This window comes from Sulfuritortus calidifontis (assembly GCF_003967275.1).
Taxonomy (GTDB): Bacteria; Pseudomonadota; Gammaproteobacteria; order Burkholderiales; family Thiobacillaceae; genus Sulfuritortus; species Sulfuritortus calidifontis.
The window spans coordinates 646,220-669,126 of the sequence record NZ_AP018721.1 but is presented as its reverse complement, the minus strand read 5'-3'; the positions used below and the strand labels follow the sequence as shown (position 1 = coordinate 669,126).

Annotated in this window: 25 protein-coding genes; 18 read left to right on the top strand and 7 right to left on the bottom strand. The window is 63.3% G+C overall.

Features of this window, described 5'->3' with window-relative positions:
* Window positions 1-17: 17 nt before the first annotated feature.
* Window positions 18-1,745 (bottom strand): nitrite reductase, encoded by a 1,728-nt coding sequence (locus EL388_RS03675; protein ID WP_126459775.1) that lies wholly within the window; start codon window positions 1,743-1,745, stop codon window positions 18-20.
* 209 nt (window positions 1,746-1,954) lie between these two features.
* Here EL388_RS03675 and EL388_RS03670 point away from each other — a divergent pair, with 209 nt between their 5' ends.
* The 3 genes from EL388_RS03670 (at window position 1,955) to EL388_RS03660 (ending at window position 4,447) form a co-directional block, all read left to right on the top strand.
* Window positions 1,955-2,308, top strand: a complete 354-nt coding sequence (locus EL388_RS03670; protein ID WP_126459769.1) for a hypothetical protein — start codon at window positions 1,955-1,957, stop codon at window positions 2,306-2,308.
* 97 nt (window positions 2,309-2,405) lie between these two features.
* On the top strand, window positions 2,406-2,981 hold the full coding sequence (locus tag EL388_RS03665) for a c-type cytochrome (RefSeq protein WP_232019169.1): 576 nt from the start codon (window positions 2,406-2,408) through the stop codon (window positions 2,979-2,981).
* An 11-nt stretch (window positions 2,982-2,992) separates the two neighbouring features.
* A complete protein-coding gene (locus EL388_RS03660; RefSeq protein ID WP_126459758.1) occupies window positions 2,993-4,447 on the top strand; it encodes a cbb3-type cytochrome c oxidase subunit I in 1,455 nt (484 codons plus the stop codon).
* 105 nt (window positions 4,448-4,552) lie between these two features.
* On the opposite strand, the gene EL388_RS03655 is transcribed toward EL388_RS03660, so the two are convergent.
* The 6 genes from EL388_RS03655 to EL388_RS03630 all read right to left on the bottom strand — a co-directional run bounded on the left by EL388_RS03655 (window position 4,553) and on the right by EL388_RS03630 (window position 8,290).
* Complete coding sequence (locus EL388_RS03655; protein WP_126459753.1) at window positions 4,553-5,449, bottom strand: TauD/TfdA family dioxygenase; 897 nt, start codon at window positions 5,447-5,449, stop codon at window positions 4,553-4,555.
* 24 nt (window positions 5,450-5,473) lie between these two features.
* Entirely contained in the window at window positions 5,474-6,064 is a 591-nt protein-coding gene (locus tag EL388_RS03650; RefSeq protein ID WP_126459747.1) for a hypothetical protein, read from the bottom strand.
* 1 nt (window position 6,065) lies between these two features.
* The gene (locus EL388_RS03645) at window positions 6,066-6,917 is read right to left on the bottom strand and encodes a sulfurtransferase (RefSeq protein ID WP_126459742.1); all 852 of its coding nucleotides are present in this window, start codon (window positions 6,915-6,917) and stop codon (window positions 6,066-6,068) included.
* 87 nt (window positions 6,918-7,004) lie between these two features.
* On the bottom strand, window positions 7,005-7,337 hold the full coding sequence (locus EL388_RS03640; RefSeq protein ID WP_126459739.1) for a TusE/DsrC/DsvC family sulfur relay protein: 333 nt from the start codon (window positions 7,335-7,337) through the stop codon (window positions 7,005-7,007).
* Between the two features lie 48 nt (window positions 7,338-7,385).
* Window positions 7,386-8,039 carry a type I-MYXAN CRISPR-associated protein Cas6/Cmx6 gene (gene cas6 / locus EL388_RS03635; protein WP_126459736.1) on the bottom strand — a complete coding sequence of 218 codons (654 nt, stop codon included), beginning with the start codon at window positions 8,037-8,039 and terminating at the stop codon, window positions 7,386-7,388.
* Window positions 8,036-8,290, bottom strand: a complete 255-nt coding sequence (locus EL388_RS03630; RefSeq protein ID WP_126459734.1) for a DUF6967 family protein — start codon at window positions 8,288-8,290, stop codon at window positions 8,036-8,038. The genes cas6 and EL388_RS03630 overlap by 4 nt, the downstream gene beginning before the upstream one ends.
* 270 nt (window positions 8,291-8,560) lie before the next feature.
* Here EL388_RS03630 and dsrA point away from each other — a divergent pair, with 270 nt between their 5' ends.
* From dsrA to cysG, 15 genes are all read left to right on the top strand, one after another.
* Window positions 8,561-9,862 (top strand): dissimilatory-type sulfite reductase subunit alpha, encoded by a 1,302-nt coding sequence (gene dsrA / locus EL388_RS03625; protein ID WP_126459731.1) that lies wholly within the window; start codon window positions 8,561-8,563, stop codon window positions 9,860-9,862.
* Window positions 9,863-9,948: 86 nt separating this feature from the next.
* Window positions 9,949-11,022 (top strand): dissimilatory-type sulfite reductase subunit beta, encoded by a 1,074-nt coding sequence (dsrB, locus tag EL388_RS03620; protein ID WP_126459728.1) that lies wholly within the window; start codon window positions 9,949-9,951, stop codon window positions 11,020-11,022.
* A gap of 75 nt (window positions 11,023-11,097) precedes the next feature.
* The gene (gene tusD, locus EL388_RS03615) at window positions 11,098-11,457 is read left to right on the top strand and encodes a sulfurtransferase complex subunit TusD (protein ID WP_126459725.1); all 360 of its coding nucleotides are present in this window, start codon (window positions 11,098-11,100) and stop codon (window positions 11,455-11,457) included.
* A 38-nt stretch (window positions 11,458-11,495) separates the two neighbouring features.
* The gene (tusC, locus tag EL388_RS03610) at window positions 11,496-11,876 is read left to right on the top strand and encodes a sulfurtransferase complex subunit TusC (protein ID WP_126459722.1); all 381 of its coding nucleotides are present in this window, start codon (window positions 11,496-11,498) and stop codon (window positions 11,874-11,876) included.
* Between the two features lie 12 nt (window positions 11,877-11,888).
* Window positions 11,889-12,188 (top strand): sulfurtransferase complex subunit TusB, encoded by a 300-nt coding sequence (gene tusB, locus EL388_RS03605; protein WP_126459719.1) that lies wholly within the window; start codon window positions 11,889-11,891, stop codon window positions 12,186-12,188.
* Window positions 12,189-12,210: 22 nt separating this feature from the next.
* Window positions 12,211-12,546 (top strand): TusE/DsrC/DsvC family sulfur relay protein, encoded by a 336-nt coding sequence (locus EL388_RS03600; RefSeq protein WP_126459716.1) that lies wholly within the window; start codon window positions 12,211-12,213, stop codon window positions 12,544-12,546.
* 137 nt (window positions 12,547-12,683) lie between these two features.
* Window positions 12,684-13,421, top strand: a complete 738-nt coding sequence (locus EL388_RS03595; protein WP_126459713.1) for a respiratory nitrate reductase subunit gamma — start codon at window positions 12,684-12,686, stop codon at window positions 13,419-13,421.
* A 123-nt stretch (window positions 13,422-13,544) separates the two neighbouring features.
* A complete protein-coding gene (gene dsrK / locus EL388_RS03590) occupies window positions 13,545-14,996 on the top strand; it encodes a sulfate reduction electron transfer complex DsrMKJOP subunit DsrK (RefSeq protein WP_165919074.1) in 1,452 nt (483 codons plus the stop codon).
* Between the two features lie 40 nt (window positions 14,997-15,036).
* The gene (locus EL388_RS03585; RefSeq protein ID WP_126459707.1) at window positions 15,037-17,013 is read left to right on the top strand and encodes an NAD(P)-binding protein; all 1,977 of its coding nucleotides are present in this window, start codon (window positions 15,037-15,039) and stop codon (window positions 17,011-17,013) included.
* 16 nt (window positions 17,014-17,029) lie between these two features.
* Complete coding sequence (locus tag EL388_RS03580; RefSeq protein WP_197721814.1) at window positions 17,030-17,488, top strand: hypothetical protein; 459 nt, start codon at window positions 17,030-17,032, stop codon at window positions 17,486-17,488.
* Window positions 17,485-18,240: a sulfate reduction electron transfer complex DsrMKJOP subunit DsrO gene (gene dsrO, locus EL388_RS03575; protein ID WP_126459704.1), complete on the top strand. Its 756-nt coding sequence runs from the start codon at window positions 17,485-17,487 to the stop codon at window positions 18,238-18,240. Before EL388_RS03580 ends, dsrO begins: the two co-directional genes overlap by 4 nt.
* A gap of 87 nt (window positions 18,241-18,327) precedes the next feature.
* Window positions 18,328-19,536, top strand: a complete 1,209-nt coding sequence (gene nrfD / locus EL388_RS03570; RefSeq protein ID WP_126459701.1) for an NrfD/PsrC family molybdoenzyme membrane anchor subunit — start codon at window positions 18,328-18,330, stop codon at window positions 19,534-19,536.
* A 105-nt stretch (window positions 19,537-19,641) separates the two neighbouring features.
* On the top strand, window positions 19,642-21,027 hold the full coding sequence (locus EL388_RS03565) for a cobyrinic acid a,c-diamide synthase CobB (RefSeq protein ID WP_126459698.1): 1,386 nt from the start codon (window positions 19,642-19,644) through the stop codon (window positions 21,025-21,027).
* An 18-nt stretch (window positions 21,028-21,045) separates the two neighbouring features.
* Window positions 21,046-21,420 (top strand): HesB/IscA family protein, encoded by a 375-nt coding sequence (locus EL388_RS03560; protein ID WP_126459694.1) that lies wholly within the window; start codon window positions 21,046-21,048, stop codon window positions 21,418-21,420.
* 44 nt (window positions 21,421-21,464) lie between these two features.
* Complete coding sequence (cysG, locus tag EL388_RS03555) at window positions 21,465-22,895, top strand: siroheme synthase CysG (RefSeq protein WP_126459691.1); 1,431 nt, start codon at window positions 21,465-21,467, stop codon at window positions 22,893-22,895.
* The last annotated feature ends 12 nt before the right edge of the window (window positions 22,896-22,907 follow it).

The window sequence follows — 22,907 nt, the reverse complement described above, 5'->3', positions numbered from 1 at the left end:
TTGGAAGCACTGCGGGCTTAATACACGTCGTGCTGGGTGTTGTAGACGTTGAACTTGCCGGTGGGGGTGACCAGGCGCTTGTCCTTGATCACGGTCTTCACCTTGCGGGTCTTGTCGTCCACCACGACCAGGGCCGATTCACCGTTCTTCGGACCCCAGACCGAGAACCAGACCTCATCGCCGGCCTTGTTGTATTCGGGATGGGTCACCCGGCCTTCCTTGATGCCGGCGGCCTTGGCCAGGTTGATCACCTGAGCCGGCTTGTCCAGGTTCTTCAGATCCCAGACCGACACCGACTGGCGTACCTCGGCATCCGGGTTCAGGGCCGCATCGGCCCAGAGGTTGCTGGACTTCGGATGGGTCTTGACGAAGAGCGACCCGGCGCCGTGGTTCTTCAGGCTGCGCACCACCTTCCAGGCGTTCTGCTTGTGCCCGGCGGGATCGGTGCCGATCACCGCGATGGTGTCATCGCCCAGATGGCCGGTGGCCCAGACCGGACCGTACTTCACGTCGCTCCAGTTGGCACCGCGGCCCGGGTGTGGCTTGTTGCCGACCTTGACGTTGGCGGCCAGCTTGCCGTCCTTGGTGTCGACCACGGACACGGTGTTGCGCATGTTGGCGGCGACCAGGAAGTAGCGCTTGGACGAATCCCAACCGCCGTCATGCAGGAAGCGCTCGGCCTCGATCTCGGTGGTCTTCAGGTTCTTCATGTCGGAGTAGTTCACCAGCAGGACCTTGCCGGTCTCCTTCACGTTGACCACGAACTCGGGCTTGATGTGCGAGGACACGATGGAGGCCACGCGCGGCTCGGGGTGGAACTCCTGCTCGTCGTAAGTGTAGCCCCGGGTCGACATGATCTTCAGCGGCTCCAGGGTGAAGCCGTCCATCAGCACATAGGCGGGCGGCCAGTAGGAACCGGCGATGGCGATCTTGTCGTCATAGCCCTTGTACTTGGAGGTGTCGATCGAGCGCGCATCGGAGCCGGTGCGGATGGTGGCCACGGTCTGCGGCGTCTCCATCCACAGGTCGATCAGGTTGATCAGACCGTCGCGGCCGGTGGTGTAGAGGTAGCGGCCGGACTTGGACAGGCGCGAGATATGCACCGCAAAGCCGGTCTTGAGGATGGTCACGATCTTCTTGGAGTCGCCGTCGATCAGGGCCAGCTCGCCGGAATCGCGCAGGGTCACCGCAAAGATGTTCTCCAGGTTGAGCTTGTTCATCTGCTTCTTCGGCCGCTTGTCGACCGGCACGATAAGCTTCCAGGAAGCCTTCATCTCCTTCATGCCCCACTCGGGCGGCTGCGGAGGCGGCTGCTGGATGTAGCGGGCCATGATGTCGATCTCTTTCTCCGACAGCTCCGCCGAGGTGCCGAAGCCGGGCATGCCGCCGGCGGTGCCGTAGGTCATGAAGACCTTGAGCGAATCGGTGCCCAGCTTCTGCATGATGTCCGGCAGCAGCGGCTTGCCGGTGGCGCCCTTGCGCAGCACGCCGTGGCAGCCGGCGCAGCGATCGAAATAGATCTGCCGGGCCTGATCGAATTCCGCCTTGGTCATCGGCGGCGCCTTGGGATCGGTGGATTGGTACATCTCGACGCCGCTCAGGCCGGAGGGGCCGCCAGCGCCACCCATGTATTCACCACCCGCACCAACATCGTGCCCCTTCGGCGCATCCGCGGCCCAGGCCAGGGATACCGCCAGCGGCAGCGCCGCCAGCAGGGACAGGGTGCTCAATCGTTTCATCTTCATCTCTACTGCCTCCTTCGCAATGGATTGCCCACACAGAAAACCACGCCTTCGTTGCGGGCTTAACGATAAGCCCGTCGGTGGGGGATGCGGCATTGACGTGCATCAACTTTTTCTCACGTTGGGTCTCGCACCGAAAAGTTGACCAAGGTCAAAGGCCTTTTTCGATCGGCAGGTCTAGTATCGCCGCAACCTGCAAAAGGAGAACGCACATGATCCAACCCGTCGAGCTCGCCGATTTCTTCACGGTCTTCTTCTCCGCCGCCATGGTCATCCTGTTCGGCGCGCTCTATGCCCTGCTGTTCGCCTACTCGCGGGTAAAGTCAGTACCCCGCCTGATGCACCTGGCCTATTCCGCCTATGCCGGCCTGTTCGTCTCGGTGCTGGTGCTGGGCGATGCCGCCAATCTGTTCCAGAACACCTTCTGGACCTTCATTGTCGTTCTCATGCTCGTGGGCTACCTGCTGGCACCGCACGGCATCTGGCACCTGTGCACGAGAACCCACGAGCACGAGCATGAGGACGAAAGCGAAGTGCAAGCGCGTAACTTTTTTCAACAGCCCTGAGTAGGAGGAAATTGCCATGACACAGGCAACTTGGTGGGCGTCTGAATCCTTCTGGCGAAAAACCGCCATTTGGGTAACAGCCGGCTCGTTCGTAATCTTGATCTTCTTGACCTTCGACAGCCTGTCGCAGATCTCCGCCGGCACCAAGCGGGTTCCTGCCTACTCGGTGATCAACCACCGCATCGACTACAAGTTCGATGAGACGCGCAACTTCCAGGTGCCGGTCATCGGCCCGGAAGAACCGCTGTTCGGCAAGAAGCTGACCGAGGAAGAAGCCGCGGCCCTGGTGTCCAAGGGCAAGCTGACCACCCAGGCGAAGAACTGCATGAACTGCCACACCCTGCTCGGTAACGGCGCCTATTTCGCGCCTGACCTGACCAAGGCCTGGCTCGACCCGTCCTGGGGCTCGAAGGAGGCGCGTGAGCAGCTGATGGTGGACTTCCTCAAGGATCCGTCCGACAAGCTGCACAACGCCGTCGGCCGGCGCATGCCCAATCTCGGCATCACCGACGAAGAGGCGCGTGCGGTGGTGGCCTTCCTCAAATGGATGAGCTCCATCGACACCAACGGCTTCCCCTACAACTTCAAACCGATCGATCAGTCGGACCCGGCCCCGGCAGCCCCTGCCGCTGCCGCCGCCCCTGAAGCGACCGGCACCCCGGCTCAAAACTAAGGAGGCTAGAAATGGCAGCTCTTGGAATGCTCGATAGCGCCAACCTCAATGGTGGCCAAAAACTGGCGGTGAAGTACTTCACCGTCGCAATCGCCCTGTTCGGCGCGCAGGTCCTGTTCGGCCTGCTGGCCGGCATCCAGTACCTGAAGCCGGACTTCCTCTACGGGGTGCTCGACTTCAGCGTCAACCGCATGGTGCACATCAACGCCATGGTGGTCTGGCTGTTGTATGGCTTCATCGGCTCGACCTACTGGCTGCTGGAGGACGAATCCGGCCATAGTGTGGTCGGCCTGGCCCTGGGCAACCTGATCTTCTGGGTGCTCACCCTGGCCGTCGCCGTCGTCGTCGTGGTCTACCTCCTGATCCAGGTCGGCCCCGGTGACCAAAGCACGATCTGGCTGATCAACGAAGGTCGCGAGTACATCGAAGCGCCGCGCTGGGCGGATATCGGCATCGTGGTTTCGGTGCTGGTGTTCTTCTTCAACGTGGCCGCCACCTTTGCCAAGGGCAAGTACACCGGCATCGGCGGCGTCCTGGTGCTCGATCTGGTCGCCCTGGCTGGCCTGTACCTTGCCGGCGTGTTCTACACCCCGAACATCTCGGTCGATCAGTACTGGTGGTGGTGGGTGATCCACCTCTGGGTCGAGGCCACCTGGGAAGTGCTGGTCGGCTGTCTGATGGCCTATGCCCTGATCAAGACCCTGGGCGTGCGTCGCAAGATCGTCGAGACCTGGCTCTATATCGAGGTCGCGCTGATGTTCGGTTCCGGCATCCTGGGCCTGGGTCACCACTACTTCTGGATCGGCACCCCCGAGTACTGGTTCACCATCGGCGGCTTCTTCTCCGCCCTGGAGCCGATTCCCCTGGTGGCCATGGTGGTGCATTCGGTGTTCGATTCCGGCGTGCACAAGATGAAGAACACCAACCATCCGGCCTTGGCCTGGATCATCGCCCACGCCTTCGGCAACTTCTTCGGCGCCGGCGTCTGGGGCTTCATGCATACCCTGCCCCAGATCAACCTGTACACCCACGGCACCCAGTGGTCCGCCTCCCATGGCCACCTGGCCTTCTTCGGCGCCTATGCCACCCTGGTCATCGGCTTCGTCTACCTGGCCCTGCAGAAGTGGCGCGGCAATGTCTGGATGAGCGGCGGCCTGGCCGACAACGGCTGGAAGTGGAAGTGGGCCCTGGGCCTGCTGCACCTGGGCATGATCGGCATGGTCATGGGCCTGTTGATCTCCGGCTACGAACAGTCGCAGATTGAACGCGCCATCGAAGGCTCGACCTGGACCGGCTACTTCGCCGCCCAGGCCCACCACTGGTTCCAGCAGGGCATCTACTGGCGCCAGATCTTCGGCTGGGTCTTCGCCGCCGGCTTCGTGCTGCTGGCCTGGGACCTGATGACCATCGGCAAGCGGGAAACCCGCCCGGCCCTGGTCGTGAAGGAAGAAGCGGCCGCCGCCTGATCGCGGTAAGCTGAAAGGCAAAGGCCCGCCTGGTTTCCAGGCGGGCCTTTTTCATTGGTCTTTCAGTCTAGGTCCAGGCCGTGGCCGGTATCCGACCTGGCGAGTTCACTGCTGGCGCAGGTTGCGGATATGGTCGTGATAGCGCGCCCGGTAGAGCAGGCGCCGGTGCTCCGGGCGATCGGTGAAACCGGAACGGGTGTGCAGCACGTTGTTGCAAAGCAGGCCCATGCCGGGCTTGAGCTTGAGGGTGAAGACGCCGGCCGGGCGGTCGGCGAGCAGGTCCTCCAGCGCCTTGACCGCGGCCAGGGTGCGCGCATCCTGCTTCCAGGCGATGCTCTTGGTCCGGGCGGTGTAGCGCAGGTGCAGCTGGCCGTTGTCGACCAGCAGGGCGGGGCCCATCTCGTCGGGCCGGGCTACGCCCATCTCATCGGTGCGGGCGGGAATGGTCATGGCATCCTCGGCCATCAGCGCCCGGATGTGCTCGGGGTTGGCATCGCGCAGGTAAAGATAGGCCAGCTCGTGGTCCATGAGGTCGTTCTCGCCGCCCTCGTCGGCCTCGCGCACGCAATGCAGGGTCATGGCGAAGATGCGCCGCTCGGGCGGGTTGTAGTAGCCGTCGGTGTGCCAGCGGATGCGGTGGTGGGTGTAGGGGATGTATTCGCCCCGCGCCTTGCCCTCCTCGTCCTGCGGGGTCAGGCTGGATATGCCGTCCTCGTCGGCCAGCCAGTTGGCGTCGAGGTGCTCCAGGCCAAACTGGGCCGCGAGCCGGCGGATCGATTCCTTGTCCTCGGCCTCGCCCAGATCCGTGGCGTAGATAGCCATGTTGGTCTTCTGGCACAGGCGCCAGATCGCCTCGTATTCAGCCGCAGTAAGCTTGGTCGGATCCTTGACCGGCACGATCAGTTCCTCGCCGCGGCTGGGATAGCCCGCCAGCTTGGCGCTGCGCCAGGCCTGGTAGCCGGCCTCGTTGTCGGGATGGAAGGGGCTGTCGAGCGGGATCATGGACGGATGCGCTATGGGCAAGGATTACGCTTCGCTTCGGGCGGGGTAGAAACCGTCGACCTGCTTCTTCACCGTCCCCATGATCTCGGGCACTTCGATGTCCATCAACTGGTCCTGAATCCAGGTCTGATCGGACTTTTCCATGCCCTCGCGAATCTGCAGCGAGAGGAAGCGCAAGGCCTGGAAACTCGCCTTGTCGACTGGGAACTCGAACTCGGCGTAATCGGCCATGCGCCGGTTCAGCATGTCGATGTAACCGGCCTTGTAGTCGTAGTCCGGATCTTTCTGGCCACCGGTGAAATCGAGGATATTGCCTTCCATGATCTCGGCCAGGCGGATGCCCAAGGCACTGATCAATTCGACACGTTCTTCCTGGCTCATGCGCGAATAGACCAGGCGATCGACGTAATGCACGGCGAAGGCGGTCAATTCACCGATGATCTTGAAGCCGCGCTGCGGCGTGATGATGTCGTATTCGGCCTTCGACAGATTGTCGACGGTGCGGTCGGCCATGCGCCAGATGGTGGTGGCCAGGGCGCTGGCCACCTCGTCGGCGCCGCGCTGGACACCGTCTTTCTTGAACCAGATCGTTTTGACGCGAGTTGGGGCAGCCACGTTATTCTCCCAAGGCGACCGGCCGGCTAGGGTCGGTGATCCACTCGCTCCAGGAGCCGGGATAGAGCCGGGAGCCGGGCAGGCCGGCCACTTCCATGGCCAGCAGGTTATGACAGGCGGTGACGCCGGAACCGCAGGTATGGATGACCTGGGCCGGGGTACGGCCCTTGAGCAGGGCCTGGTAGTTCTCGCGCAGGGCCTCGGGCGGCAGGAAGGTGCCATCGATGTCGAGGTTCTCTTCGAACGACCAGTTGATGCTGCCCGGGATGTGGCCGGCCACGGGGTCGAGCGGCTCGTATTCGCCGGTGAAGCGGCGATCCGGCCGAGCGTCGAGCATCAGGACATCGCTCGACCCCATCGCCTGCTCGACCTGTTTGGTATCGACCCACAGGCTGCGCTCGGGCAGGCAGGCGCACTGCATCTTTTGCACCTCGGGCAGCGCTGTGGTCACCGGGTGATGCTCACGCAGCCATTTGGGATAACCACCGTCGAGCAGGGCGACGGCCGGGTGGCCGAGCCAGCGCAGCAGCCACCACATGCGCACCGCCATCGAACCGAAGCTGTCGTCGTAGACCACGACCTGCTTGTTGACGCCGACACCCCACTGACAAAGTTTTTTTGCCAGCACCTCCGGGTCCGGTAACGGATGGCGGCCGGTGACACCCGGCACGATGGGCGCCGACAGGTCGTCGTCCAGATGGGCATAGCGCGCCCCCGGGATATGACCGGCCTCATAGGCCCGACGCCCGCCTTCGGGATCAGTCAGGGTAAAGCGGCAATCGAACACGATCCACTGCGGATCGTCCAGATGCTGCGCGAGCTCTTCGGTGGAAACGAGAGTATTGGAGTACATGGATAAACATGTCAGTCAGCAGTCGACAGTTGGCAGCACAAACAGCGATTTGCTGAGGACTGCCAACTGCAAACTGACGACTATGCGTTAGTAGCCGCCCTTGCCGAAAGGCTTGGGCAGACCGGCCACCTTCGCCGACTGACGGTTGGGCTGCTTGGGGAACAGCTCGTACAACTTCTTCTTCCAGTCGATGCTGTCGTCCTGCTCTTCTAGCATGGCCACCATGTTGCGGAAGTTCGGGGTGTGCCCGTCTTCCTGGTAGCGCTCGCGCATGAAGCGAATCACGGTCCAGTGGTCGTCGGTCAGCTTGATACCTTCGGCCTCGGCGATGATCGGCACGATCTCGTCGCTGAAGTTAGGCTCGGTCAGGAAGTCCTCGTCGTCCACTTCCAGCTCTTCGCCATTCAGAACGTAACCCATGGTCTATCTCCTTACACGTTACAAGTTGCCAATAATGTGCAGCCCAGTTTAGTGGGCCACGACTTCCTTAATCGATTTGTGCGGCACGAAGATGCCGCAACCGTACGCCCGATGCCGGCCCAGACCCCTCTCGATCACCTGCATCGACTGCAGCAGGGTCAGGTCATGCAGCATCAGGCTGTAGCCTTCAAGCTGCCCTTCCGGCGTGCTCAGGTGGCGCTTCTTACCACACATCAGGCCACACTGGATGCCCATGGCCTCCAATTCGGCCTTGGCGCGAGCAAGGAACTCGGCCTCGTCCGCGGTGCCGAAATCAGCGAAATGCGCATACAGCGTATGAGATGGCATCAGTTGCCGCACTTTCAAGGCCCCGATAGTGATCGGCCCGGCACCCGGATCGATGGTCTGGCCGACCAGGGCCTCGACCGCCTGGACCCGATCGACCGGCACTCGCAACACCAGCTTCACCCGGCGGTTGATCACCAGATTGGCATTGCGGCCGGAAGGGGCGCCATGCACCGACTGCACCCCGGCGTCCGCCGTCTCGGCCAGCCAGGGCAAGAGCCGGCACAGCTCCTGATAGAGGGCATAGCCATGATCCTCGGGAATCTCCAGGCCGGCGAGGTCGAACTGCACCTCGGCCATACTGGCCTGGTAATTGAATTCCTTGATGGCTTCCCATTCGGGATTGTACATCCTCATTCGGATACCTCATGACTGCCGGGCGCCGCCCCCGCCTGCTCGGCCAGGGGCTTGGCCCAGGCCAGCATGGCCTCGGCCCAGGATTGGGCCGTGACCGGATCGACGTCGAAAATGGTGAAACGGGCACCGCGTTCCTTGATACGCAAACGCATCATCGGGGTGCCGCCCGCCGCATAATCCACCTGCTGCAATTCGATTTCCTGGTTGCCGTAGGGGTTGCGGAATTTCAACAGCGAAGTGATCTGGTCCATAGTGTATTAGAATACGGTGAAGCGCTGAATTTGACATTTTTTGTCGGGTATATGCACTTCCCGTATCCGGGTAAGACCAACCTACCCGATCGGGTAGTATCCACCTACCCCCCTCAAATCCCCGACTTACCCCATCGGAATGATGGTCTACTCCATCAGCCTCCCCTAATATGCCCAGCACTCGTCATGTGTAAGCAATATGCCGACGGGCAAATGCTGCAAGGTTTAGATAACCTGTGATGGTCAAAAGACTTGAAGGAGAATCTTAAGATGGCTAAGAAAATGTACGACACCCCGAACCTCGACGAACTCGAGAAAGGTCGGTGGCCCAGCTTCGTAACCGGCTTGAAGCGCCTGGCCAAGGACAACGACATGATGGTTGACCTGATGGGTCAGCTGGAAACCTCCTACAAATCCAAGTTCGGCTACTGGAAGGGCGGTACCGTGGGCGTGGTCGGCTACGGCGGCGGCGTCATCCCCCGTTTCACCGAGCTGAAGGACGAGAACCACAAGCCCCTGTTCCCCGAGGCGGCCGAGTTCCACACCCTGCGCATCCAGCCGCCCGCCGGCATGCACTACTCCTCCGACCTGCTGCGCCAGATGTGCGACGCCTGGCTGGAGACCGGCGGTTCCGGCCTGATCGCCTTCCATGGCCAGTCCGGCGACATCATGTTCCAGGGCATCAAGACCGATGACGTCCAGCGCTCGTTCGACAAGTTCAACGAGATGGGCTTCGACCTGGGTGGCGCCGGCCCCGCGCTGCGCACCTCCATGTCCTGCGTCGGTGCCGCTCGTTGCGAAATGTCCTGCTACGACGAAGCCCGTGCCCTGCGCACCGTGATCAACAACAACCTGGACGACATGCACCGTCCGTCCCTGCCCTACAAGTTCAAGTTCAAGTTCTCCGGCTGCCCGAACGACTGTGTCAACGCCATCCAGCGTTCCGACATGGCCACCATCGGCACCTGGCGCGACAGCATCCGCGCCGACGAGAAGCTGGCCCGCGAGTGGATGGCCGCCCACAGCATGGAAGATCTGATCAACATGGTCATCAACCACTGCCCGACCAAGGCGATCCAGCTGACCAAGAACGACGGCAAGGCCGCCGGCGAAGGCATCACCAAGGTTGCCGTGTCCGACGCCAACTGCATCGAGATCGACAACCACAACTGCGTGCGCTGCATGCACTGCCTGAACGTCATGCCTGGCGCCCTGCTGCCCGGCAAGGACAAGGGCGTGACCATCCTGGTCGGCGGCAAGGGCGTGCTGAAGATCGGCGCCACCATGGGTACCGTGGTGATCCCGTTCATGAAGCTGGAATCCGACGAGGACTTCGAGAAGCTGAACGACCTGGCCCGCAACATCCTGGACTTCTTCGCCGAGAACGCCCTCGAGCACGAGCGCACCGGCGAGATGATCGAGCGTATCGGCCTGGTCAACTTCCTGGAAGGCCTGGATATCCCGATCGATCCGAGCATGATCGTGCATCCGCGTACCAACCCCTACGTCCGTACCGACGGCTGGGACGAGGAAGCCGCCAAGTGGTTCGAGCGCAAGCAGGCCGCCGCCTAAGTTAGTACCCCCCAAGGACCGACGCCCCGGCGTCGGTCCACATGGCAATTAAAGATTTTCCGATCTCACTAAGTTTGGAGAGAAGCATGGCTGAAAGGACTCATGAGACCATCGAATCCGGCGCCCCGGATCCGATGCCGTACATGCACCCGGTAATGAAGAAGAACTATGGCAAGTGGGTTTTCCACAGCCATCCGAAACCGGGTGTCCTCTATCACCGCGCCGAGAACGGCGACCAGATCTGGACCGTGAAAGCCGGCACCCAGCGTCAGATGGACCACTACACCGTGCGCAAGCTGGCCGACCTGGCCGACCAGTACGCCGACGGTTTCGTGCGCTTCACCGCCCGTTCCAACATCGAGTACATGGTCAGCGACGAGAAGAAGGTCGAGCCGCTGATCAAGGCCCTGACCGACAACGGTTTCCCCGTCGGCGGCACCGCCAACTCCGTGTCCATGATCGCCCACACCCAGGGCTGGCTGCACTGCGACATCCCGGGCACCGACGCCTCCGGCGTGGTCAAGGCCCTGATGGACGAGCTGTACGACGACTTCGTCAAGTGCGAGATGCCCAACCGGGTCAAGCTGTCCACCTCCTGCTGCGAGATCAACTGCGGCGGCCAGGCCGACATCGCCATCATCGTTCAGCACACCAAGCCGCCCAAGATCAACCACGATCTGGTCGCCAACGTGTGTGAGCGTCCTTCCGTCGTCGCCCGCTGCCCGGTGGCCGCTATCCGTCCCGCCCTGGTGAACGGCAAGCCCTCCCTGGAAGTGGACGAGAAGAAGTGCATCTGCTGCGGTGCCTGCTTCCCGCCCTGCCCGCCGATGCAGATCAACGACCCCGAGCACTCCAAGATCGCGATCTGGGTGGGCGGCAAGAACTCCAACGCCCGCTCCCGTCCGACCTTCCACAAACTGGTCGCGTCCGGCCTGCCGAACAACGCCCCGCGTTGGCCCGAGGTTGGCGAAGTGGTCAAGAAGATCCTGGCGACCTACAAGGCCGACGGCCGTCCGTGGGAGCGCATGAACGACTGGATCGACCGGATCGGCTGGCCCGCCTTCTTCGAGAAGACCGGTCTGCCGTTCACCAAGTATCACATCGACAACTGGCGTGGCTCCCGCGCCAGCCTGAACGCGTCGGCGCACATCCGCTTCTGATCGAGACGCCCTGGGTGCTCGCAAGACACCCGGGCGCTTGATTGCATTCGGATAACTGGAGTTAGGGATATTTAAATGAAATTCGGTATTTTGGTTAACGAAGGGCCGTACAACCATCAGGCGACTGATTCGGCCTACCAATTCGCCAAAGCGGCCATCGAAAAGGGTCATACGGTGCCCCGCGTGTTCTTCTACCACGACGGTGTGTACAACTCGACCAAGCTGACCGAGCCGCCGCAGGACGACCGCAACATCGTGGCCCGCTGGTCCAAACTGGCCGAGGACCACAAGGTCGACCTGGTTGTTTGCGTTGCCGCCGGTCTGCGCCGCGGCATCAAGGACGAGGTGCTTGCCCCTGGTTTCCGCATCTCTGGCCTCGGCCAGCTGGTGGAAGCGGGCATCCAATATGACCGCCTCGTGACGTTCGGTGATTAAGGAGTTGTATTGTGAGTGACGTGACTGGCGGGATTGATATGGATGACGAAACCGAAGGTGTAGTCAAGAAGTTCATGTTCCTGAACCGCAAGGCGCCCTATGGCACCATTTATGCCCTCGAGTCGCTGGAGGTCGTGCTGATCTCCGCGGCCTTCGACCAGGACGTGAGCCTGGCCTTCGTTGACGACGGAGTCTACCAGATCGTCAAGGGTCAGCACACCAAAGGTATCGACCAGAAAAACTTCTCCCCAACCTATCGTGCCCTCGAAGGCTACGACATCGAGAAGCTCTATGTTGAGAAAGAGTCCCTGGAGGCCCGCGGCCTGACCGAGGAAGACCTCCTGGTCGACGTGCAGGTTATGGACTCCGCTGCTATGGCCAACATCATGGCCGAGCAGGACGTCGTCATCAGCTTCTAAGGAGAGACGAAGATGCTACACATCGTCAACAAATCGCCCCTGGAGCGGAACGCAGTGGATAGCTGCCTGCGTCTGGCGACCAAAGGTTCTGCCGTGCTGCTGATCGAAGATGCGGTCTATGCCGCGACGAAAGGCAACGCGGTTGCGGCGAAAGTTCAGGCGGCCATGGCCAACCTGAAGGTTTACGCCCTTGCGCCCGACTTGGAAGCGCGCGGCCTCGCCGGGCGCGCCATCGAGGGTGTCAATCTTGTGGACTACAGCGGGTTTGTCGACCTGGTTGCTGAACACAATAACTGCCAGTCCTGGTTGTAATTTTTAATTAAGGAGTTTGCATATGGCCACCGTGAATATCGCCGGCAAAGACGTTGAAGTGGATGAAGAAGGTTACCTGACCAACCTGGCTGACTGGAACGAAGACGTCGCCGCCTACCTGGCCCAGGAAGAGAAGGTCGAGATGACCGAGAGCCACTGGGAAGTCGTCAACTTCCTGCGTGAGTACTACAACGAGTACCAGATCGCTCCGGCCATCCGCGTGCTGACCAAGGCCATCGCCAAGAAGCTGGGTCCGGACAAGGGCAACAACAAGTACCTGTACGAGTTGTTCCCCTACGGTCCCGCCAAGCAGGCTTGCAAGATCGCCGGCCTGCCCAAGCCGACCGGCTGCATCTAAAGCGTCCGATCCCGGGGTTCGCCCCGGGTTGGGCATCTCGGCTGTTGCTGTATAGCCGAGAGTCGAGAGTCGAGAGCGCCTAGCCAATAGGTCTCGACTCTCAACTCTCTACTCTCGACTGTTGGTAAGAGGAACGCATGAATTCTCTGACCTTGTTCTACATTGGTCTGTTCTACGTCGCCACGCTGATCTTGATCGCCGGCCTGGCCTATCGCATCTACGAGTACAGCCGCACCCCGGCCCCGCTCAAGATTCCGACCACCCCGGCGCCCACTACCAACGCCGGCGTCGCCTATCGCATGGCGCGCGAGGTCGTGTTGTTCGAAAGCCTGTTCAAGTCGAACAAGTGGATCTGGGTGTTCGGCTGGCTGTTCCATGTCGGCCTGCTGCTGGTCCTGCTGCGCCATATCCGCTACTTCCAGGAGCCGGTCTGGTTCTGGGTCAACATCATCCAGCCCTTCGGCAAGTACGCCAGTCTCGCGATGGTCGCCGGCCTGCTCGGCCTCTGGGCCCGCCGCTTCCTGGTCGACCGCGTGCGCTACATTTCAACGCCGTCGGATCACCTGATCCTCGCCCTGCTGGTCGGCATCGGTGCCTCGGGCATGATGATGACCTTCGTGTCGCACACCGACATCGTCGCGCTCAAGGCCTTCATGCTCGGCCTGATGACCTTCGACTTCCAGCCGCTGCCGACCGACGGCCCGCTGCTGGTGCACCTGACCCTGGTGGCCTTGCTGATGATCATCTTCCCGATCAGCAAGCTGCTGCACGCGCCGGGAATCTTCTTCAGCCCGAGCCGCAACCAGGCTGACAACCCGCGCGAGCACCGTCATATCGCGAGCTGGGCCGCTGCCCTGGAACGCGACAAGGCTTGAGCTATCTGTTGACGACACAGACGAAGATTAATTAAGGAGCGATTTGTGGCCGCACCTCAGTTCGAAGTCCCCAAGCTTGCGGATACCGCCAACACGGAAGTCCCCAAGGTCCAGGAAGGCTCGATGTCCCACATCAAGGCCTTCGTCGCCGGCCAGGCCGCTCAGGAATACCTGGGCTACCCCTGGGAATTGGGTGAGGACTGGAAAGAGCGCACCCTGTTCAAGATGGGCGATCTGCTCAAGAAATACCGCAGCCTGCGCGTGTATATGGACGCCTGCGTCCATTGCGGCGCCTGCACCGACAAGTGCCATTACTTCCTCGGCACCGCCGACCCGAACAACATGCCGGTCGCCCGCCAGGAACTGATGCGCAAGGTCTATCGCCGCTATTTCACCCTGCCGGGCAAGATCGCCCCTTGGCTGGTCGGCGCCGAGGACCTGACCCGCGAAACCCTGGACCAGTGGTTCAACTACTACCACCAGTGTTCCGAGTGCCGCCGTTGCTCGGTGTACTGCCCCTACGGCATCGACACCGCGGAGATCACCATGGCCGGCCGCGAGATCCTCAACTACGCCGGTTACGGTCAGAAGTACTCCAACGAGATCCTGGGCAAGGTCCAGAAGATCGGTAATAACCTCGGCCTGCCCGGCCCGGCCCTGGAAGACACCCTGGCCGGCCTGGAAGAGGACATCGAGGCCGACATCGGCGTGCCGGTCAAGCTGCCGCTCGACGTCAAGGGCGCCGAGATCCTGCTGGTCACCCCCTCGGCCGACTTCTTCTCCGAACCGCACGTCGAGTCGCTGATCGGCTACGCCAAGGTGTTCCATGCCGCCGGCGCCTCCTGGACCCTGTCCAGCCACGCCTCGGAGGCCGGCAACTTCGGCCTGTTCAACGGCAACTACGAGACCATGCGCAGGGTCGCCATGCGCATCCGCGACGCCGCCCTGGAACTGGGCGTCAAGCGCATCATCGTCGGCGAGTGCGGCCATGCCTGGCGTGTCGCCTACAGCTTCTGGAACACCCTGACCGGCATCGGCTTCGACGGCAAGGATCCGTTCTCGATCGAGTTGCAGCAGCAACTGGATCACCGCTACCCGCAGCCGATGCACATCTGCGAGTACACCTGGGACCTGATCCAGCAGGGCCGCCTTCAATTCGACAAGTCGGCCAACGACCACCGGGTCATCACCTTCCATGACTCCTGCAACGTGGCGCGCGGCTCGCGCATGGGCGACGAGCCCGGCGGCCAGTTCACCATCCCGCGCAACATCATCAAGGCCGTGGCCAACAACTTCCACGACATGGCGGCGGAAACCATCGGCGAGGGCACCTTCTGCTGCGGCGGCGGTGGCGGCGTGCTGACCGACGACCTGATCGAGGTGCGGGTGAAGGGTGCTCTGCCCAGGATGAATGCCTACAACGCAGTGGCCCAGGAAAACGGCGTCAACTTCCTTGCCCTGATCTGCGCCATCTGCAAGGCACAGTTCACCAAGGTATTGCCCTATTACGGTTTCGACATGGGCCAGGTCGGCGGCGTGCACCAGCTCGTCAGCACGGCCATCAAATTGGATTAATGCGGACTCACCGCGAGATTTAGACGATAGGAGAGCGAGAATGTCGGTCACTTCCAAAGATGTAAAGAAGACTGAAGGCAAGACCTGGCGCCGGTTCAAGGATGGCGAATCCGAGGCCGACTGGCGCGACCGCCAGGAGATCATTTTCCAGGCCGGTTGGACCCACAAGTGCCCCGAATACATGCTGTCCACCCCGCCTTGCCAGGGCTCCTGCCCGGCCGGCGAGGACATCCGTTCCTACCTGAACATCGTGCGCGGCATCGAGAAGCCGCCGGTCGGCGCCGATGGCAAGCCGACCATGAGTTGGCAGGAATTCGCCTGGCGTCGCCTGACCGAGGCCAACCCCTTCCCCGCCGTCATGGGCCGGGTCTGCCCCGCCCCGTGCGAATCGGGCTGCAACCGCAACCAGGTGGAAGAGAACGTCGGCATCAACTCGGTCGAGCACTTCCTGGGCAACTGGGCGCTGGAGAACAAGCTGGCCTTCAACAAGCCCGCGAAAGAGACCGGCAAGAAGGTCGCCATCATCGGCGGCGGCCCTGCCGGCCTGGCTGCCGCCTATCAGCTGCGCCTGAAGGGCCACGCCTGCACCATTTTTGACGACCACGCCGAACTCGGCGGCATGATGCGCTATGGCATCCCCGGCTTCCGTACCCCGCGTGAGGTGCTGGACGGCGAGATCCAGCGCATCCTCGACCTGGGCGTCGAAACCAAGCTGAACTGCCGCGTCGGCAAGGACATCTCGATGGAGCAGATCGAGAAGGACTTCGACGCCGTGATCATGGGCCTGGGCGCCCAGGCCGGCCGCGCCCTGCCGGTGGAGGGCGCCGACGCCCCCAACTGCGTGACCGCCATGTCCTTCCTGCGCGCCTTCAACGAGGGTCGTCTGCAGCACGTCGGCGACAAGGTCGTGGTCATCGGCGGTGGCGACACCTCGATCGACGTGGCCACCGTCGCCCGCCGTCTGGGCAAGGTCACCAACATCTCCGAGAAGGACCTGCCGGAGAACGTGCTGGCCGGCCACGTCGCCCATGACGTCGCCACCATCGCCGCCCGCCAGGGTGTTGACGTGGTGCTGATCTCCCGCGCCACCATCGACAAGATGGCCGCCAACAAGCACGAGATCGAGCAGGCCCAGTCCGAGGGCATCGAGATCGTCGGCGGCGTCACCCCGGTCGCCGTGATCAAGGGTGCCGACGGCCGCGCCACCGCCCTGCGCGTGGCCGATTTCGAGATGGTCGGCAAGGACATGAAGATCAAGGAAGGCACCGAGCGCGACATCCCGGCCACCCTGATCGTATCCGCCATCGGCCAGGCCGTCGACTTCACCGGCCTTGAGAGCTACAACAACAACAACGGCCTGATCAAGACCGACAAGAACTACCGCTTCCCCGGCAAGGAAAACGTGTTCATCGCCGGCGACGTGATCCGCCCGCACCTGTTGACCACCGCCATCGGCCACGCCCGCATCTGCGTCGACGGCATCGATGCCTACCTGGCTGGCGAGGAACTGGATCGCCGGCCCAAGGTCGACGTCGCCCACTGGGACATGGTCCGCCGCTGGGTCGAGACCGGCCACGAGTACAACGAGCACCACGGCCAGGAGTGGGGCACCTCCGCCAAGAAGGACCTGCTGCACAACTTCGAGGACCGCTCCAGCCGCTACGTGATCCCCTCGACCGAGCTGTTCCTGGGCCACTTCGCCCACACCCCGCGCAACAAGCGGAACGTGATCCATCTGGACAAGGACAGCGCCCTGGGCAACTTCCAGGACCGCCTGGGCCAACTGTCCGAGAAAGAAGTGGTGGACGAAGCCAAGCGTTGCATGTCCTGCGGCCTGTGCTTCGAGTGCGACAACTGCGTGATCTACTGCCCGCAGACTGCCGTGTTCAAGGTCAAGAAGAAGGACAACCCCACCACTGGCCGTTACGTGGACACCGACTACACCAAGTGCATCGGTTGCCACATCTGTGCCGACGTGTGCCCGACCGGCTACATCGTCATGGGCATGGGCGACTAATAGGAGCATGGCAGGCATGGCGAGACTGAGCAGCTGGCTCCGACTCGCCGCCCTGATTGGCGCGGCGGCCGTTCTGGCCGCCCCGTCGTTTCAGGCGGCAGCGGGTGCCGACAAGCCGAAACTGGAACGCGGCAAGGGTGAAAAGTGTGTCGAAGACACCGACTTCATGCGCCGCAACCACATGGACCTCTTGAAGCATCATCGCGACGAGACGATGCACAAGGGCATTCGCACCACCAAGCACAGCCTGAAAGGCTGCGTACAGTGCCATGCCAGCGAGAAGACCGGTAGCGTCGCCGCGACCAAGGAAGACTTCTGCGCAGCCTGCCACAGCTATGCCAGCGTCAAACTCGACTGCTGGGATTGCCATGCGACCAAGCCGATGGCCAAGAAGCCCGGCAAGACCGAGCCGCAGGCCGAGGTCACGGCCTCGCCCCTGATGGCGACCACCCAGAACGGAGGCGCGAAGCAATGAGCGAGCCACTGCGTCCTGAAGACAAGATCGAAAACGGCGACCGCCGTGCCTTCCTCGCGGCCACTGCCGCGGTGGCCGGCACCGCCGTCGCGCCCGGCGTCCTGCTCTACGGCATGGCCCAGGCCAAGCCGGCGGAAGAGGCCGTCAGCGCCAAGGTGCGCTGGGGCATGCTGATCGACACCAGCAAGTGCTCGACTGGCTGCACCGACTGCGTCACCGCCTGCAACACCGAGAACGGCCTGGCCGGCAAGACCGGCCCGCAGGATTCCCAGTGGATCCGCAAGGTCGAGATCAAGAACCTGCAGACCGGCGCCAAGCACAGCCTGCCGATGCCCTGCCAGCACTGCGAGCACCCGCCCTGCGTCGACGTCTGCCCGACCGGCGCCTCGTTCAAGCGGGCCGACGGCATCGTCCTGGTCGACCGCCACATCTGCATCGGCTGCCGCTACTGCATGATGGCCTGCCCGTACAAGGCCCGCTCGCTGGTGCATGAGCCGCTGACCGACCAGAACCCGGAAGTGCCGCGCGGCATGGGCTGCGTCGAGGCCTGCACCTTCTGTGTGCAGCGCGTCGACCGCGACGAGACCCCCGCCTGCGTCGAGGCATGTGATGCGGCCGGCCACAAGGCCATGGTATTCGGCAACCTGAACGACCCGGAATCGGAGATCGCCAAGACGGTGAAGACTTACGCCACCACCGAGGTGCGGGCCGATCTCAACCTGAACACCGGCGTACGTTATCAAGGGATCTGACGATCATGGCGCGCCATGATCGTCTCCTCACCCCTGCCCTCTCCCGCCTGCGGAAGAGGGGGACGATGAATCGCTAAGGATTTAACGATGAAAATTGCGTTCCGCGAAATCGAAGGCAAGAGCCAGGGCTACTGGGGTCTGCTCGCCGTGCTGGCTGTTCTGGCCGCGCTCGGCGTCGGCTCCGCCCTGTACATGGAGCATCACGGCCACATCGTCACCGGCATGGACAACCAGATCGTCTGGGGCCTGCCGCACGTGTTCGCCGTGTTTCTGATCGTGGCGGCCTCGGGCGCCCTCAACGTGGCCTCGATCGCCACGGTGTTCGGCAAGACCCTGTACAAGCCGCTCAACCGCCTGTCCGGCCTGCTCGCCATCGCCCTGCTCGCCGGCGGCCTGATGGTGCTGGTGCTCGACCTGGGCCGGGCCGACCGCCTGATCGTGGCCATGACCTACTACAACTTCAAGTCCATCTTTGCCTGGAACGTGATCCTGTACAACGGCTTTTTCGCCATCGTGATCGCCTACCTGTGGACCATGATGGACCAGAAGGGCCAGGCCTGGTACAAGGCCGTGGGTACCTTCGCCTTCGTCTGGCGCCTGATCCTGACCACCGGTACCGGCTCGATCTTCGGCTTCCTGGTCGCGCGCGAGGCCTACGACGCCGCCCTGCTGGCGCCGACGTTCATCGTCTTCTCGTTCAACTACGGTCTGGCCGTGTTCCTGCTGGTGCTGATGGGTTTCTATGCCGGCACCGGCCGCGCCCTTGGCGACAAGATGGTCAATCGGATGAAGAACCTGCTCGGCGTGTTCATCGCCGCCAGCCTCTACTTCGTCTTCGTCTACCACATCACCAATCTGTACTTCACCAAGCACCACGGGCTGGAGGCCTTCATCCTGATGAATGGCGGCATTCACACCCTGCTGTTCTGGGTGGGTCAGATCATTCTTGGCTATCTGCTGCCCATGGCCATCCTGTTCAGCCCGAACCTGGGCAACAACCGCGGCTGGATCGCGCTGGCCTCGCTGCTGGCCATCCTCGGCGGTCTGGCCCAGATGTACGTCACCATCATCGGCGGCCAGGCCTACCCGATCGAGATGTTCCCCGGCTACGAAGTCAGCAGCAGCTTCTACGACGGCGTGGTGCACGCCTACAGCCCGAGCGGTCTGGAACTGATGCTCGGCTTGGGCGGCGTCGCCGTGGCCCTGATCCTGGTGGCCTTCGCGGTCAAGGTGCTGCGCTTCCTGCCCGAGCGCCTGGACGACGAGATCGTCAGCGCCCTGCACGGGGCCAAGTAACCCGCCTCATGGCGGGTGCGGATGCACCCATGCAGCGCACCACTCCCTCCGCAAAACCGACCAATTTGGTCGGTTTTGCTTTTTGGGCGAGCCGCTGACCGGACCATGGCCCACGTCTACATCTCCGCCGCCCACAAGTCCTCGGGCAAGACCACGCTAACGCTGGGTCTGGCCCGCGCCCTGAGGAACCGGGGACGGCAGGTCCAGGTATTCAAAAAGGGGCCGGACTACATCGACCCGGTCTGGCACTCCCATGCCGCCGGCCGGCCCTGCTACAACCTCGACTTCCACATGATGCGACAGGCCGAGATCGAGGATCTGTTCGCCCGCCACGCCAGCCATGCCGAGATCAGCCTGATCGAAGGCAACAAGGGCCTGTACGACGGCATGGACCTGGAAGGCAGCGACAGCAACGCCGGCCTGGCCAAGCTGTTGCAAGCACCGGTGGTTCTGGTGATCGACTGCCAGGGCATCACCCGCGGCATCGCCCCACTGCTGATCGGCTACCAGGCCTTCGACCCGGCCATCCGCTTCGGCGGCGTCATCCTGAACAAGGTGGCCGGCCCTCGCCACGAGCAGAAGCTGCGCGCCGCCATCGAGCGCTACACCGATTTCAAGGTGCTGGGCAGCCTGCCGCGCGATGGCCGGCTGGAGATCGTCGAGCGCCACATCGGCTTGATCCCGGGCAACGAATCGGCCGAGGCCGAGGCCAAGATCGAGGTCATCGCCGCCCAGGTCAGCGAGCGGATCGACCTCGATGCCCTGATCGAGATCGCTCAGCAGGCCGCCCAGCCGAAGCCGCCTGCCGCTCCGGCAGCCAGCCCGGCCGCGCCGATCCGCATCGGCATCCTGCGCGACCGCGCCTTCGGCTTCTACTACAACGAAGACCTCGACGCCCTGCGCGAGGCCGGCGCCGAACTGGTGCCCATCGACGCCCTGAGCGATGCCCGGCTGCCAGCAGTCGACGGCCTCGTCATCGGCGGCGGCTTCCCCGAGGTGTTCATGGCCGAGTTGGCGGCCAACAGCGGCCTGCGCGCCGATATCCGCCGGGCCGCCGAGGCCGGCCTGCCGATCTACGCCGAGTGCGGCGGTCTGATGTACCTGTCCCGCTCCATTCACTGGCAAGGCCGCCAGGCCGAGATGGTCGGCCTGTTTGCCGGCGACGCGGTGATGGGTGCACGGCCGGTCGGCCGCGGTTATGCCGAACTCGTCGCCACCGGCCAGGGCGCCTACCTGCCGGCGGCCGGCACCCGGCTGCCGGCCCACGAATTTCATTACTCGCACCTGGAAAATCTCTCGGGCGACCCCACTTATGCCTACGATGTCAGCCGCGGACACGGCATCGATGGTCGCCACGATGGTATCGTCTACAAGAACGTGCTCGCCTCCTACTGTCATTTCCGGGGGGCGGGACCGAACGGGTGGATTGGGCGCTTTGTCGAACACGCGCGCCGTATCGCTCGCAACAACCCGGCTGCCCATGCGGCCTAATTTCTAGAGGACAGAAACATGATCACCGTGACCAAGGCCGCCGCCGAACAGATTCGCCAGGCCGCCACGCAGAACGATTCCGAGAACCTGGGCCTGCGCATCGCCGCCAAGGTCAACGACGAAGGCATGCTGGAGATCGGCATGGGCTTCGACCAGGAGCGCAGCAACGATTCCGTCAGCGACCAATGGGGCGTGACCGTGCTGGTCAACGCCCAGAGCGCGCCCTACCTCAACGAGATCACCCTCGACTTCGGTGAAGTCTCCCCCGGCCAGATGGGCTTCGTCTTCTCCATGCCCGAACCGCAGGGCGGTGGCGGCAGCTGCGGCTCCAGCGGCGGTGGCGGCGGTTGCGGTTCCGGCGGTTGCGGTTCCGGCGGCTGCGGCAGCCGCTAAACTCTGGCTTCGTTTCGTCGATGGGATATTGATTCGATCAGGGTATGGACTACTTACCGATCTTCATGGATGTCCGCGGCCGCAGGGGTCTGGTGGTCGGCGGCGACGAGGTGGCCGCGCGCAAGGCCTCGCTGATGCTGAATGCCGGTGCCGAGGTGACCGCGCTCAGCCCCACCCCGCTGCACCCGGCCTTCGCCCAGCTGCCGGGCGCCGAGCGCCTGCATCACCGACAGGCCAGCTTCGCGCCGGAGCAACTTGATGGTTTCGACCTGGTCTACGCCGCGACCGAGGACGACACCCTGAATCGCCAGGTCTACGAGGCCGCCCGCGCCCGGCACCTGCCGGTCAACGTGGTCGACACCCCGGAACTGTGCAGCTTCATCATGCCCTCGATCATGGACCGCTCGCCGATCCTGGTCGCCATCGCCAGCGGCGGCGAGGCGCCGGTGCTGTCGCGCATGCTGCGGGCCCGGCTGGAAACCCTGATCCCCTCGGCCTACGGCCGCCTGGCCCAACTGGCCGGCCGTTTCCGCGACAAGGTGCGGGCGCGCTTTCCCACCAGCGCCGAGCGACGCAAGTTCTGGGAAAGGGTGTTCCTGTCGCCGGTGGCGGAGATGGTCTTCGCCAGCCGCGAGCAGGATGCCGAGGTTGCCATCAACCGCCTGCTGGAGAGCGACAACCTCGAATTGCCCACCGGCGAGGTCTACCTGGTCGGCGCCGGCCCGGGCAACCCGGACCTGCTGACCTTCCGTGCCCTGCGCCTGATGCAGCAGGCCGATGTGGTGGTCTACGACCGCCTGGTCACCCAGCCCATTCTCGACATGTGCCGGCGCGACGCCGACCGCATCTACGTCGGCAAGGAGCGCGACAACCATGCGGTGCCGCAGGAGGAGATCAACCTCTTGCTGGTGCGTCTGGCCCAGGAGGGCAAGCGGGTACTGCGGCTGAAGGGCGGCGACCCCTTCATCTTCGGCCGCGGCGGCGAGGAGATCGAGACCTTGACCGAGCACGGCGTGCCGTTCCAGGTGGTGCCCGGCATCACCGCGGCCTCGGGCGTCGCCTCCTACGCCGGCATCCCGCTCACCCATCGCGACTATGCCCAGTCGGTCGCCTTCGTCACCGGCCACCTCAAGGACAACACGGTCCACCTCGACTGGGCCTCGATCGGCCGGCCGAACCAGACCGTGGTGATCTATATGGGGCTCAAGGGCATCGCCTCGCTGTGCCAGGGCATGATCGAGCGGGGCATCCCGGCCGACACCCCGGCCGCCATCGTCCAGCAGGGCACCACGCCGAACCAGCGCGTGGTCACCGCCACCGTCGGCACCCTGCCTCAGGTCGCGCAAGCGGCGCAACTGAAGCCGCCGACCCTGATCATCGTCGGCCACGTGGTCAAGCTGCACGAGAAGCTGGCCTGGTTCAAGCCGGAGGCTCCGGCCGCGGCAACGCCGCTGGACCAGCCGACCCGCCTGTAAATCCCTGACGGC

Coding starts and splice junctions, on each gene's coding strand:
- EL388_RS03675 (WP_126459775.1), bottom strand. CDS start 1,745: ATGAAGATGAAACGATTGAGCACCCTGTCCCTGCTGGCGGCGCTGCCG.
- EL388_RS03670 (WP_126459769.1), top strand. CDS start 1,955: ATGATCCAACCCGTCGAGCTCGCCGATTTCTTCACGGTCTTCTTCTCC.
- EL388_RS03660 (WP_126459758.1), top strand. CDS start 2,993: ATGGCAGCTCTTGGAATGCTCGATAGCGCCAACCTCAATGGTGGCCAA.
- EL388_RS03655 (WP_126459753.1), bottom strand. CDS start 5,449: ATGATCCCGCTCGACAGCCCCTTCCATCCCGACAACGAGGCCGGCTAC.
- EL388_RS03645 (WP_126459742.1), bottom strand. CDS start 6,917: ATGTACTCCAATACTCTCGTTTCCACCGAAGAGCTCGCGCAGCATCTG.
- EL388_RS03640 (WP_126459739.1), bottom strand. CDS start 7,337: ATGGGTTACGTTCTGAATGGCGAAGAGCTGGAAGTGGACGACGAGGAC.
- cas6 (WP_126459736.1), bottom strand. CDS start 8,039: ATGAGGATGTACAATCCCGAATGGGAAGCCATCAAGGAATTCAATTAC.
- EL388_RS03630 (WP_126459734.1), bottom strand. CDS start 8,290: ATGGACCAGATCACTTCGCTGTTGAAATTCCGCAACCCCTACGGCAAC.
- dsrA (WP_126459731.1), top strand. CDS start 8,561: ATGGCTAAGAAAATGTACGACACCCCGAACCTCGACGAACTCGAGAAA.
- dsrB (WP_126459728.1), top strand. CDS start 9,949: ATGGCTGAAAGGACTCATGAGACCATCGAATCCGGCGCCCCGGATCCG.
- tusD (WP_126459725.1), top strand. CDS start 11,098: ATGAAATTCGGTATTTTGGTTAACGAAGGGCCGTACAACCATCAGGCG.
- tusC (WP_126459722.1), top strand. CDS start 11,496: ATGGATGACGAAACCGAAGGTGTAGTCAAGAAGTTCATGTTCCTGAAC.
- tusB (WP_126459719.1), top strand. CDS start 11,889: ATGCTACACATCGTCAACAAATCGCCCCTGGAGCGGAACGCAGTGGAT.
- EL388_RS03600 (WP_126459716.1), top strand. CDS start 12,211: ATGGCCACCGTGAATATCGCCGGCAAAGACGTTGAAGTGGATGAAGAA.
- EL388_RS03595 (WP_126459713.1), top strand. CDS start 12,684: ATGAATTCTCTGACCTTGTTCTACATTGGTCTGTTCTACGTCGCCACG.
- dsrK (WP_165919074.1), top strand. CDS start 13,545: ATGTCCCACATCAAGGCCTTCGTCGCCGGCCAGGCCGCTCAGGAATAC.
- EL388_RS03585 (WP_126459707.1), top strand. CDS start 15,037: ATGTCGGTCACTTCCAAAGATGTAAAGAAGACTGAAGGCAAGACCTGG.
- EL388_RS03580 (WP_197721814.1), top strand. CDS start 17,030: ATGGCGAGACTGAGCAGCTGGCTCCGACTCGCCGCCCTGATTGGCGCG.
- dsrO (WP_126459704.1), top strand. CDS start 17,485: ATGAGCGAGCCACTGCGTCCTGAAGACAAGATCGAAAACGGCGACCGC.
- nrfD (WP_126459701.1), top strand. CDS start 18,328: ATGAAAATTGCGTTCCGCGAAATCGAAGGCAAGAGCCAGGGCTACTGG.
- EL388_RS03565 (WP_126459698.1), top strand. CDS start 19,642: ATGGCCCACGTCTACATCTCCGCCGCCCACAAGTCCTCGGGCAAGACC.
- EL388_RS03560 (WP_126459694.1), top strand. CDS start 21,046: ATGATCACCGTGACCAAGGCCGCCGCCGAACAGATTCGCCAGGCCGCC.
- cysG (WP_126459691.1), top strand. CDS start 21,465: ATGGACTACTTACCGATCTTCATGGATGTCCGCGGCCGCAGGGGTCTG.